This is a genomic window from Bradyrhizobium sp. AUGA SZCCT0160 (genome assembly GCF_018130105.1).
Lineage (GTDB): Bacteria > Pseudomonadota > Alphaproteobacteria > Rhizobiales > Xanthobacteraceae > Bradyrhizobium.
Genome location: NZ_JAFCMD010000021.1, coordinates 59,188 through 71,427 on the forward strand (window position 1 = coordinate 59,188; position 12,240 = coordinate 71,427).

The window sequence follows — 12,240 nt, forward strand, 5'->3', positions numbered from 1 at the left end:
CCGTAAATCGCGGGGCGGCTAAAACCCTTTCTGATTACCCCTTCGTGGCAATCCCGCCCATGCGAGTCGTGTTTCCAGACGTGGCGCAGTGGGGTCTGAATCTGTTGGTTATCGTACGGCAGCAACGATCGACAATATAACGACACAGCCTCCTCGCTGAGTGGTCGGAGCGAGTCCACCAGAATAGTACCAATCCGGCTGCGTTCGAGCGCAATACTGGTGAGGTTCCTACACGACGCAAATTGTGATCGTCGAGGGACTGTCTAGAACCCCTTCAAAGAGAAGCTGATCCGTAGGGAGGCGCACGCCAAAGGACGGCGACAGCCAGCCAAGACCTGTAGCTTCATCGCCGCGTACAATCCTGGCTCTTAGCGGGCCGCTGCTTGCGATCCGTGCGACGTGACCATCATTGTTGGTAATCAGTACCTCCTTGCGATCCGCATCTACCGTTGATCGGCAGGAAGGGTCGAGCAGGAAAGATACGGTAACTTTTTTGTCGGCAGAGGATCCGATAAGTTCATCAATTATTGTGAAGCACGAAGCGCCGTCAAATTGCACCGTTCGCCGGTGTACAAGGCCATACTGTGCGAGGTAGCCATCATGCTCCGCGACGATACGCGAAACCGGGGCGCTTTCGGACGAAACCAGTCGCGCGTTGGCCTTGGTCGCCCAGTTGAATGGACCTGAAGGGCGACTTGACCCGGTGCCGTCAAGAGTCAAAGTGTTATGAACTGAGGTATGCCTGAACAGGTCCCGCAGATCCCTGCTGGAATGATACAGGTATGTTCCAGCATCAACGATGACAGGCTGGTTGCCTGCAGATAGCCAGATGGCGAGGGTATCGGCGTGGCCATGAGCGGCAATCGACAAGTAGCCGACTGGCCCATGATCAAACGTCAGAACTGTAGGCGCCTTATGGCTGCTTCGGATTACCGAATAACCCCCGCTCGTAAATGAACGTATTCCAACCGGTTGTGCTGGTGATACCGTGGCGGATCCCAGGACTGCATCTCGAATACCTGGATCCGTGGCCGGTGGAGCGAGATCCGGGCGGCCTACGCACCCCGAAACGACCGCGACAACGGACGCAACGTATTTTGACTCGGGCGCTTGCGTCGTCGCGATCACACGGCAATCGTCGAAATCGCCGATCGCAGGTACTCTTGCGTCGGCGTCCATCAGCCAAAGGGAATGCTCAGCCCACGCCGAGAGCCGGTCCTTGGTAGCTGCCGGCAGGTTGCCTTGGTATCCAAGTGCAGCGGCCGCAACGAGGAACAACTCGATCGAGAATGCAGTATAGCCGGGAGATTGTTCGGCGCCCACGCCGTCCGGACGAATTTGCTGATCGATCTCGACGAGCAGCGCGCGCCAGCTATTGTCGCGCAATGTAACTGCACCGGGAAACCCGGGAGCCATCGTCGAACCGACGATCAGTCCCGCAAGTTCGGCAATCCGGTGATTATTCGCGGAAGAATGCAGCGATGGAAATCGCCTGATCCAGTCGACATGTGCAAAGAAGAAACGAAGCGCCGCACTGCGCGTGGCGGCGTCAAGGCGTTCGATCCCTATGATGGAAAGCGCAAGTGCGACGGAAACGGTACGAAGCGCGAGTTCGATTCCGGAATTCCAGGCTGGGCCGCGAAAAGGTGGATTGCCGGCCATCCATGATCTGATCAGACCAATAGCCAAGAGGGTAGGCTGCTGATCATTCCTAAGCACTGTATCGGCGGCAAGCGGGACCAAAAATTGCAGCCGATTGAGCTCCCAGATGCGCTTTATCTCTCGGGTGCCGATGCCATGTCGGAACGAAATGTCGAAGGTGAAGGCGTCCCATTGCGGAAATGGTTGGCCATCGTCGGGATCAATGCGCCAAAATTCGGGGTCAGCGGGCATGACAGGCGGCTCTGGCCATCGCGCACCGAGGAGATGAAAACAACCTGTGCGGACGTAGTCGGCTTCGCGTGCGATGAGTGCGGAGATATCCGGTGGAGCGGCGCGAATCCGGGAGGCGACGTCAGGTATCATCGCCAACGAGCCAACTGGCTCAACTGCCTCCCAGCCGCGACTACGCTGGCGCGAAGCCTGCCTGGCGGCAGCCTCGACCAGCCGGTGAGCAATCTCCGCCGGGGCCATTGCTGCAAGACGGGCGTGATACCAAGCTAACCGGTGCAGAACGGGTCTCGACAGCAGTTTCAGATCGTTGATGCTTTTCATGTCGACTGCTGCGACCACCGACCCATCGATTTGTGCAACTACTATAGTTGATAGCGTTTCGCCTTGAAATGCGCTGGATCTGGCACCCCGCGATCTCTTCGGGCTAGCCGAACGGGGCAATGTTGGTAGTCCTTCAGGGCGTATCGCTCCCCTCGAGAGGTTGTGGCAGATTAGACGCTCGCCCCGATACGCCGTCTCCCGGTAGCAATTGGCAGCAAAAACTCATAAAAGATAACCAGGACCTGAAAGTTGCGACCCCCTAGGGAGCACCCGCGGATGTTTGTGAACGCGCTGTTCTTCTTCCTTATGTTTAGGTGCGCTGCCGATATTCTTAGTCCCGAGGATAAGGCAACAGTGGTGGTGGCTCTTTATGTCGTCGTGGCGTTGGGGCTGACGGCCATCAAGATTGCTTTATCCGGGACCACTCGCGGGGACATGGCTATTTGCCTTGCCGTCTTCTGGCTGGTGATAGTCAACCTGCTCTGGATACCTGCCGCAGCGACCCCACAACTCTATTTTTCCATAACGGTCCTGTTGCCGATCATATTCCTGCTGTTCTTGTCGCGCTGCGATCCGTCAATCTTTGTCGTGTTACGCAAACGGGCTTTGATGTTTGGTACACCCGTGTTGTGCGGATTATTGCTCATTTTCTTTTTACGCGAGGGCGGGCTCGACGCAGATCTGTTAACCAACCTCAATGAGAAACCTTTCCATGTCGTCGCCCAGACGATAGCGAAGTTTTCGATTCTGATCATCAATCAATGGATCGGCTTTCCAATCGTTGCATTGCTCTTGCTAACCGCTTTTAATGTCCGATCTGCCCTCCTTGGTTTCCTGCTGGCATTCTTGATCAAGAAATACAGCTCATTTAACTTGCGAGCGTTTCTGGTGACGCTCATCATTTCGGGCGCCTGCATCGCCTTTCTTCTGTCGAACTCCGAACTGATGGATGCCTTCCTCCAGCGAATTCTCTATCGAGATCGAGATTTCTTTGAGCAGGACACCACCAATCTGACGAGCGGGCGCGACGAAATCTGGCTCTACTATGGTCAAATGCTGGAAAAGTCATCGTTACTGGAGTTGCTGTTCGGGCGTGGTGCGATCTGGCTATATGGATCCTTCCCGTTGTCCGCTCATAACGACCTTCTTAATTTGATGGTTTGTTACGGACTCGCCGGCACAGCCGCCGTCCTCTATGCATGGTATGTGATCCTGTCACGCCTGGATCCTGAATACAGGATGCCCTGCATTGCGTTGTTCCTCGTGCTCTTTGTCACGAACGGTGTGATATTCCATCAGTCCAATCTGTTGTTCGTGCTCTTCATGGCCGGGAAAAGACAGAAGGAGCTATCCGGGAACGTCGTCGATGAGGTGATCAGGCAGCGTGGCTTGCCGGCACGTGGATGACATCGATGCGGTCGTTGAATGTGACATGCGATGAACTCCGGCAATGGATTTGTGCCCTGAGCCACCGTGAAGTTTTGATGCGGCGATCACCAGCTTGAACCCCGTCGGCCTTGCGGCTGCGACGACGCGCCCTTGGTCCGCAGCCACATTTCACATTCATCCGTCATTGGGGGACAGCCACCTTGGTCCCACAGGGCGCGCCGTCTCCGCAGGGAAATCCATCCCATATTTCGATGTCGTCGACCCACTGATACAATGGCAGAGTTCCACCAGCATAGACTTGCGTTAGCATAATCCGGTTTATGGGATCGTTTCCGCCAAGCAATGGCCCAAAGCGATCGAACACTACCTGTCCATTGATGGCCTGCCATGCGCGACCGTCGCGTTGAGAACTCCGGTGCCAAAAAAATTCGAACTTGAACCATTCTCCGATCGGCACCAAGGCGGTGCGGTTCGCAATTTTCCAGAAATCCTTGGTCGTGCCACCCGAAAGATCGTCCGTTTTCATATACCAGTAAGGCTTATTCATACCGTCGGTGCAGATATAAGTAATCAGCCTCTGCTGTGCGTTGGTCTTCCATTCGAAGAGCACCCACCAGCTGTTTGGCCCAAGCCGTTCCAGAAGGTCAGGCTGAAGTTTGATCCATTGGCTGACGTAAAGGTCGCCTTGCAAGGCGGTGGTGGAGGGCGTGAGAAGATACGGCGTTTGTGTTGAACTGCCGCCGTGCTTCCGTATCTCACTATACAGAACCGAGGATGGCCGACCGTGAGGCCCCATGACTCTTTGGAGATCATTAAAGACATACGTGCTGACCGCGTCTGGCGTGACTGGCGTGTCGGCGAGAAGTTGAAGCTTTGCGCCGCCCTGCCAAATTTCAGGTGGCCAGCTATAGCCGGTCGCTGAATCTGAACCCTTGATGTCCTGCCAGCATGATGTTTCACAATCATAAGGTTCACCCAACTGCAGGCTTCCCTCGAAGCCCGACTTGAAAAGAAGCCGGGGAGCGTCGGTGGGTGACGCCGGTCCAAGGACAAGAAAAAGAGGACTCAAGCCCAAACAGATTCGGGCGATCAAGCCTAGTTTTAGGGGACTGACCGTCCGTGAGAGTAATCCTGACCAATCAAATGTGTTCATGCTGAGAGCAATTTCCTCGGGCATCCTGAACCTGCTAGCGCACGCCTCTGCGAATCCGAAAACGTCGATAACCAATCCCGATGATCTGCTCGTCCGAAAAGCGGCCGCGCTTCATAGTTGTGGTGGGCCAGATCAAACGTCAAACTGGATGAAGACCTTGAGGGCAGGGTCATGGCGCCTGCACCGCTTCGATGATGCCGCTCATTCGAGCCGAGAAGCCTGAACGACTGTTGAATCCAATTCTGGGAAGTGCAAACTCATTCAGCTTGTGCTCGTACAGCCGCCCTTGTCGTGTTGTTACGGCAGTTTGAAAGCCGACCTCCTTCGCCAGATCTTCTTCACGAGGACCGCACGCTGTGGGACCGCCATACGGATATGCAAGGTGCCGAATCGGCAATTGAAGCAAATTTTCGAGATAGCCACGGTTATCGGCCAGTTCGGCCCGCGCTGAAGGTTCGTCCAGGGTCGCAAGCGCTGCATGTGAGGTCGTATGGCCGCCGATTGACGCGAGCGGATGACGCGCAAGCAGGCCAAGCTCGCGTTCGTCAAGGAAATATTCGTCATTCAATGCGGCTAGCGAAATTCCATTCTCCATAAACGTCGGCGCGAGCATTGCGCTGCGCCGGTAATCCTGGTGAACCCATTGGCTCACCTCGGTCAATGCGGATGTCTTGCTTCGAATATCAGAACAATGGAAATGCCGGCCCAATGCGTCGATCGTAACCGTGTCGTTCGCGAGAAACAGTTTTCGCAAACCGAGCCACCACGAATTCATGGTTCGCGTTGGGGCGCCAGTGGGCACGTACATCATGAACGGCGCGTTATGCCGCTCGAGGATCGGAAGCGCCACCGAGACATTATCGCGATAGCCGTCGTCGAAAGTCAGAACAGCATAACGGCGCGATTGATCGTTCCTTGCCAGTTGCTCAAGACACTCATCCAGGCCGACGATTGACCATCCCTCTCGCTGCAGCCAATTGAGTGAATACTCGAAGAGCGAAGCTGATGTTCCGGTCATCAACTCCGACTGGCAATCGCGCTGTATCTCATGAAATAGAATGATAGCGGCTCTGGCCGCGAAGCGTGCGCGTAAGAAAGGCAGTTCTCCAACTCGACTGGCGCCGTAGTACAGACAGTTTTTCAAAATCTGGTTCATTAGGACCCACTCAGCGGGTGCGTGATGCCCCGTGCCGATGACAGCTACGCGGGATCGAATCCACCCGTTACCTCGCCTCCTGTTACGGTCGTCCTGGAGGTGCCGACCTCATTGAGCAAGTGTAGGCAATAGCGTTGAGAATAAAAACACATCGACCGGTTTACCGGTAGCTGAGTAGCTACCAATTGTGGGTACTCCTGAAGGTGGTCGGGATCCGGATACAACGGTGCCGCGTCAACTCGCCGGTTAACGCTATGAGAAACGCGTGTCTGTTCGGCATGATCTGCCCCGATGCGATCTCATCAATCGGAACCCGCGCTCGGGCGCATGTGGGTCAACCCCAATAATCGCGCTGGCGATCACCGGGCGCCGGCGGTCATCGAGCTTGAAGGGTCGGCCCGGCGCCTTTCCGCCCGTGAAGCTCCCAGCCACACGCCTACGAGTTTATCGACGTAGGCGCCGATCTCAAACTGGATGGCATGCTGGGCGCGCGCTTGAATCCCGAGCCGGGCACGAAGCGCGGGATCAGTTAGAAGCCGCTCCAACGCCTGCGCGAGGGCCGGGGCGTTCTTCACAGGCACCAAAAGACCCGTCCTTTCGTGCTCCACAATCTCTGGCAAGGCACCGACGGGAGTGCACACAACGGCTAGTCCATGAGCGAAAGCTTCCACCACGCACATTGGCAGGTTCTCGACCCAGGACGGCAAGACAAGAATATCAGCCACCTGTAGTTCAGCCGTTACACCGCCGTCATCGAGCCATCCAGGTACGCTCACGCGTCCGGCAAGCCCAAGGCGCTCGACCAAAATACGGGTCTCTGTCACGGCTCCATCACCGGCAAGTGTTGCTTGCCAGTCATTGCGATGCCGAATCATCTCGAACGAATCGAGGAGTTCCCCAATTCCCTTGGCCGGACCAAGACGGCCGAGAAACAGGATTTTGACCGGGCCATCGGCGTGAGAATCGTGTCGCTGCTTCCTGGTCGAATTGGGCATAATGATTATGCGGTCTGCCAGTTCCGGCAAATGCGTAGTTATCAAATCGGACCATACCCGACCAAGAACGATTACGAATTTGGCGTTGGAAAACAGAGTTTCTATCCGACGGCGTGCAAATCCATTGCACGAGTCCCAGAAGTGACCGAATTCGCCTGAATGTAGATGGACGACGTAGGGAATGCGCAACGCCGACGCGACTGCCGCAACGATAAACTTCCGGTATGCGCTTGCATTGGCAGAAAGGTTGATGTGAATGACGTCGATCCCCTGCAACGCATGCAGGTAGATTATTCTAAGAAGCGCCCAGGCTAACACGACGGGTGACAGATAAATATTCGCTCCGCGGCTGGCCACAAACCGAAGATCAACATTGGCACGCGGGTGCTCGCGAAATTCGTACCGGATGGAATCCATCATGCGATCGATTCCACCTTTTCCACCTTCGCCAAGGGGGGTGACCACCACGACATTGAGCCGCGACGCCGATTGCCTGTGAAATTTGCTGAACATCTGCCTCTACAAGACCGTGGTTAGCCACCGTTCATCCATCATTTGTCCGTCGCGATTGCGGCCCGCACGCCGGGCACCATCCCGAAGCCGCGCAATATCCGGACGGTACGGTACCACCAGCCCGCTAATCCGCGTACTGGCGGTGAGAACTCTCACCGGCCCAATCGAAGGCCGGCTTCCTGAACTTTCGTGATCGAATGCGCCCCGGTCCACCTTCATGCGGGCACCCGTTTCTTGCGTTTCAAGACAGCGAGCAGCGCCGTGGTGGCGGTGAGATCGATCCCTTCCATCGCATAGATGTAGGCCGCCATCGATGCCCTGTTCGCCACCCATGCGATGGCGACAACCGTCGCTGTTCCCCAGATCCCGAACTTCCAGGTCGCGCCAATCATGGCCACGATCCCCAATGCGGAAGTGACGACCATGATGTACATCGCGGCCCGCTGATGCCCGGTCATGTTCAGTGCGATACTGCCGACACCGCAGTATGTTGACGCCAGCATACCGACCGACAGGACCATCAGGACGCCGTGAGCGCGGACGAAATTCTCTCCGAACACCATCAACACGATGTCGCCGACCAGCGCCAATGCCACGACGCACACAAGAACTGCGAGAAAGGCAGCCAGTGTCGCACCTGACATGATACGCGTGATCTCGGTGCGGCGTCCCTCGTCGAACAGGCGCGCGATGAGAGGTGCGGCGGGAACGCAGAAGGTCGCCAGGAAGAAATCGAGAAGGAGCGCGATTCGATTGGCGGCGTAGTAGTATCCGGCGGATTCCGGGCCAACCATAACCGAGACGATGACGATGTCGATTGCAACGAACAGGACGAGGGCTACGCTGGTCACCCAGAACGGTGCTGAAGTGGAGAGGGTGTCGGCAATGCCCTCCTTCGATCGCCTCGCCGCCGTGGTGAACAGTCTATTATGGCCGTCGGCGAGGTGTCGCAGGTAAGCTTCCGGAATGGCGATCAGCAGGATCAGGACGCCGGTTGCGATCACGAGAACATCTGCCGCCTTCAGCGGATGGCCATACGTGGCGAAGAGAGCTCCGCCGAGCAGTATGATGAGCAATCGCCACAGCACGTCCTTCGGCACAAGTGCGAGGTAGACGGAGCCGAGCGCGCGACCGACTGAGCTCTGCATTTCGATCAATGCCAATGGCAGTATCAGAAGCAAGCACGCGGAATACTCCCAGCGTCCGAATATTCCTCCCCGGCCGTGAGCGACGACGAATATCAGGAGCGCGATCACGGTCGCTGCAATACTGCCGACGCATGTCACACGAACCCGGCTTGAGACGATCGAGCCGATCGCCGGATAGTCGTTCCGGGCCGCGAGACCTGGTATTTCCCGTACCACAAGAAGTTGCTGACCGACGAGGCCAATCGTCGAGGCGATCAACCCGAACGTCATCAGCGACATGAGGGCGCCATACTCCTCGATGCTCATCATCCTGGCAAAACAGACGCCAAAGGCGAACGTTACCACTGCGCCAGAGCAACGATAAGCGAAGGCCAGTACAGACTTCCCAAAGAGGGATCCAAGCATCCAAGGCCCTCGATTCACTTCATTGAATACTGCACAAAGCAAATTGCCATGTACGCTTCTTGCTATATACGCTTCGTGCTGCGCCGAGGGCGTGCTCTACCAAGCCAATCCCTGGGCGACTCCACTCGATGATGAGGAGCAGGAGCCCAAGAGATTTGCCGTTGTGAACATCTACGGCTGGCGCCGACGATAAAAAAAATCAACAATGAGTTTGTTATATCGAGGACGTCCCACCGAGTATATTCGTGCTGCCGCATCGAGCCGCGACCCTTTTGGACTACCCCTTCCGGCTCGTGCCGAAGGGAGGCCGGCTGAAGCATCGCCGCCTTGAACCACCGCTGTGCCCGAGCCCGGCCGTGACGTCGTCATCCTCGGGACTCGATCACGCGTCCAGGCCACGCCTGATTCCGCCGTGCTCCGCTACCCCACCGGGCTCCTCCCTCGGGTTCTGGCGTCGAAGCGTCGACAAGGCCGCGGGTGTATAGTTCTGTTTGGCCAGCGCCCCTTCACCTTGCTGAAGGACCACCACGGGAACGGTGCCGTCCCCACTGGTGCGGAGGAAGCCTCGATCCGACAGATCGCGCAGCATTCCGATAGCGACACCAAGGAGCACGCCTCCCACGATCGATATTCCAAGGACGATTGCCGCTTTCGGCGAGCTGGCGTCCATGGGAGGGGCCGCTTCGATCAGCAGATACACTTGTAACGTCGGCGAGGATTGCTGTTGCGCCTCCATGTAACGCAGCACACGAAGAAAATTATCATAAGCCTTTGCAGTGGATTCCGCGGTGGCTTCAAGTTCGGAGAGGTCAGCTTGCGTTTTCGCCGTCAATTGCGATGGGGGTGTTCCCGGATCGGCGGGCTCTGCAGGATCCGCGCTGTTGCTCTTGTTCTTACGGTAATTCGCCAGAGCGTTTTGGGCGGCTGACGCTTGGCTGCTTAATTCTTTTATCTGATCCCTGACCCATTTCTCACTTCGCAAAGAGGATTTGATCTTTGCGTCCATTTGCGCCGCAATATGCATCTCCGCAACGGTGTTCAGGATCTGGGCCGCGCGCTCAGGGTCGACGGAGTCGAAGGCAATCTCGACAATGTACGTAGTGCCGACGCGCTTGGCCGAAAGCTTGCGATCGAACGATTCGAGAGCGCGCCGCATCACGCTGGATTCCGTGTCCGGTTTACTCAAGCCGAGCATCCGGAATGTCGACTTGATCGTGCTGCGCAGGCCGCCCCTGGCAAATTCCGGATCCTCTGCTAAGCTGAGCTTCCGTATCACGGTGCGAGCGAGACCCTCAGACTTTATGACTGCGATCTGACCCTCCACCATCGTTGACGCGGATGCCGTGTCTCCTGGAGTCGCTTTCGCATCCACGACGAGTTTCGCGGTGGCGGTATACGTCGGCACTGCAATAGCGAGGTAGAGTAGAGCCGCGCTAACCGTTGCAAGACACGCCAGGATCATGATCGCGAGGTGCCGCCGTATGAAGGAAAGCCCTTCCAGCAGGGGCTCGATAGGTGAACGAGACTCAGGCAGCATAGTGTCCTGAGTTGCGGAGCTATCAGTTCTAAAATTCTGCAGCATTTTCACTTCCCAGCCCTGCTAGTTGTACTACCGCGGTTCTGCACAGCGGGCGCAAATGGGATACCGCGGATACCCAAGCCTGTTGCGCTGTGCGAACTACCAAATAAAAAGTCAGCTGGCGGAAGATGCGGCAGCCGGAGTCGCTTAGTAGGCGTTCCAATACACCTTTCTGGAGAAGAAGGTCATGAGTATGATTTTGAGATCGAGAAGGAGTGACCAGTTGTCGATGTAGTAGAGATCGTGCTCCACACGGCGCTGCATCTTCTCGAGGGTATCAGTCTCGCCACGGTATCCGTTGACTTGAGCCCAGCCGGTAATGCCCGGCTTGACGTTGTGGCGACGGGAAAATGACGAAATCAGTTCAACGAACACCTCGTTTTGCGCGGTCGCATGTGGGCGAGGCCCGACCAGCGACATGTCACCGGCCAGGACATTGAACAACTGTGGAAGCTCGTCGACATTGGTTTGGCGCAAGAGGCGTCCCAGACGAGTCACCCGTGGATCGTGTCTGGTGACAGGGCTGAAATTGTCGCCATCCTCCATCACGGTCATCGATCTGAATTTCAGCACGCGAATCGGCTCGTTGTTGTAGCCGTGCCGTGTCTGGCGAAAGAAAACCGGCCCACGGGAATCGAGCTTGATTGCGAGCGCAACGATGACGAAGAGGGGGCTAACCATAATCAGCCCGGCGATTGCAGCGGCGACGTCGAATGCTCGCTTTATTGCCCGGTTGAAAGGATCGAGGGGACACTGGAAGATCCGCATCGTCACCATGTCACCGAACTGAGTGATCCGCGACACGGCCATGAGATCGATGGATCCAACAGGAAGGACGTGAACGTCAACCGGGAGGTCTGACAGGGCGCTGGCAAGCGCGAGAGCAGACGGAACGTCCGCTTCCGAAGGTAAAATCACAATGTCATCTGCTCGGAGGGGCCGGCAGTTTGCGACAAGCTGGCGCGCATCAAGTAGTGCTTGGGCCGCGTCGGGAAGCGCCGGTACGGAGGCGTCGGTGCGAACCGTCGGAAAGTCGAACGAGTGGATGGTGCGAATTCCGGTGCCCATCGCTCGAACGGAGAACTGCAGGCAGTGACCCTGGTCTCCAATTAGAACGATGCGCCTGGCGTCGATCAGTCCCGCTGCAATAGCCGGCTGCAGTAGTGAGAACCATATTGCCCGTGTGCCAAGTACCGCGAGGAGGACGCTCACGGCCTGGGCGATGACAGTGGCGCGTGAGTACTCTTCGGAGATTTTCAGAACGAATATCGTCGAGAGGAAGAAGGAGAATGCGAGGAAGACGCTGCTTGCGCCACTCCATAGGAACATGTGGCGGGGCTGCGTCAGGATCCGGGAGTACTGGCCGAGCGCAATGGAAACGAGCAGCTCCAAGGTAGCAATCAGAAGGGATTCCTGAATGTACTTGGCGGGATCCGGCGAGACCAGGACCTGCCCCAGGATCAGTCGATGATAAAGGATGGCGGCGAAATAGGCCGCTACAGTTATGAGCAGGAATTCGGTACTTGCTGCCAATGCCAACAGGGCAGCTAATCGGTTCTTGCCGACGCGTGCCGGGAGTGTCCTGCCGACGCCGACCGAACGTGTAGAGGCCGGCAAATTGGTAAAGGAGGCGTAACTCATCGCACTCTGCCACCCAGCCATTCCGTCCCCCTGGCCAAATCAGTAGC

8 protein-coding genes are annotated in these 12,240 nt (G+C 56.8%); 1 reads left to right on the forward strand and 7 read right to left on the reverse strand.

Going from position 1 to position 12,240, the window contains the following annotated elements:
- Positions 1–228 precede the first annotated feature (228 nt).
- Positions 229–2,214 (reverse strand): alginate lyase family protein, encoded by a 1,986-nt coding sequence (locus JQ558_RS28140; protein WP_212295815.1) that lies wholly within the window; start codon positions 2,212–2,214, stop codon positions 229–231.
- A gap of 276 nt (positions 2,215–2,490) precedes the next feature.
- Between JQ558_RS28140 and JQ558_RS28145 the strand changes: the two genes are divergently transcribed.
- Positions 2,491–3,621, forward strand: coding sequence for a hypothetical protein (locus tag JQ558_RS28145; RefSeq protein WP_212295816.1), 1,131 nt, complete (start codon positions 2,491–2,493; stop codon positions 3,619–3,621).
- 163 nt (positions 3,622–3,784) lie between these two features.
- Here JQ558_RS28145 and JQ558_RS28150 read toward each other — a convergent pair whose 3' ends face one another.
- From JQ558_RS28150 to JQ558_RS28175, 6 genes are all read right to left on the reverse strand, one after another.
- Complete coding sequence (locus JQ558_RS28150; protein ID WP_212295817.1) at positions 3,785–4,756, reverse strand: hypothetical protein; 972 nt, start codon at positions 4,754–4,756, stop codon at positions 3,785–3,787.
- A gap of 169 nt (positions 4,757–4,925) precedes the next feature.
- Entirely contained in the window at positions 4,926–5,912 is a 987-nt protein-coding gene (locus tag JQ558_RS28155; RefSeq protein WP_212295818.1) for a polysaccharide deacetylase family protein, read from the reverse strand.
- Between the two features lie 359 nt (positions 5,913–6,271).
- Entirely contained in the window at positions 6,272–7,420 is a 1,149-nt protein-coding gene (locus JQ558_RS28160) for a glycosyltransferase family 4 protein (RefSeq protein WP_212295819.1), read from the reverse strand.
- Between the two features lie 215 nt (positions 7,421–7,635).
- On the reverse strand, positions 7,636–8,973 hold the full coding sequence (locus JQ558_RS28165) for a lipopolysaccharide biosynthesis protein (RefSeq protein WP_212211198.1): 1,338 nt from the start codon (positions 8,971–8,973) through the stop codon (positions 7,636–7,638).
- A gap of 382 nt (positions 8,974–9,355) precedes the next feature.
- The gene (locus JQ558_RS28170; protein WP_212295820.1) at positions 9,356–10,555 is read right to left on the reverse strand and encodes a Wzz/FepE/Etk N-terminal domain-containing protein; all 1,200 of its coding nucleotides are present in this window, start codon (positions 10,553–10,555) and stop codon (positions 9,356–9,358) included.
- 144 nt (positions 10,556–10,699) lie between these two features.
- Positions 10,700–12,214: an undecaprenyl-phosphate glucose phosphotransferase gene (locus JQ558_RS28175; RefSeq protein ID WP_249142674.1), complete on the reverse strand. Its 1,515-nt coding sequence runs from the start codon at positions 12,212–12,214 to the stop codon at positions 10,700–10,702.
- Positions 12,215–12,240 lie beyond the last annotated feature (26 nt).

Coding starts and splice junctions, on each gene's coding strand:
- JQ558_RS28155 (WP_212295818.1), bottom strand. CDS start 5,912: ATGAACCAGATTTTGAAAAACTGTCTGTACTACGGCGCCAGTCGAGTT.
- JQ558_RS28150 (WP_212295817.1), bottom strand. CDS start 4,756: ATGAACACATTTGATTGGTCAGGATTACTCTCACGGACGGTCAGTCCC.
- JQ558_RS28165 (WP_212211198.1), bottom strand. CDS start 8,973: ATGCTTGGATCCCTCTTTGGGAAGTCTGTACTGGCCTTCGCTTATCGT.
- JQ558_RS28140 (WP_212295815.1), bottom strand. CDS start 2,214: ATGAAAAGCATCAACGATCTGAAACTGCTGTCGAGACCCGTTCTGCAC.
- JQ558_RS28160 (WP_212295819.1), bottom strand. CDS start 7,420: ATGTTCAGCAAATTTCACAGGCAATCGGCGTCGCGGCTCAATGTCGTG.
- JQ558_RS28175 (WP_249142674.1), bottom strand. CDS start 12,214: ATGGCTGGGTGGCAGAGTGCGATGAGTTACGCCTCCTTTACCAATTTG.
- JQ558_RS28170 (WP_212295820.1), bottom strand. CDS start 10,555: ATGCTGCAGAATTTTAGAACTGATAGCTCCGCAACTCAGGACACTATG.
- JQ558_RS28145 (WP_212295816.1), top strand. CDS start 2,491: ATGTTTGTGAACGCGCTGTTCTTCTTCCTTATGTTTAGGTGCGCTGCC.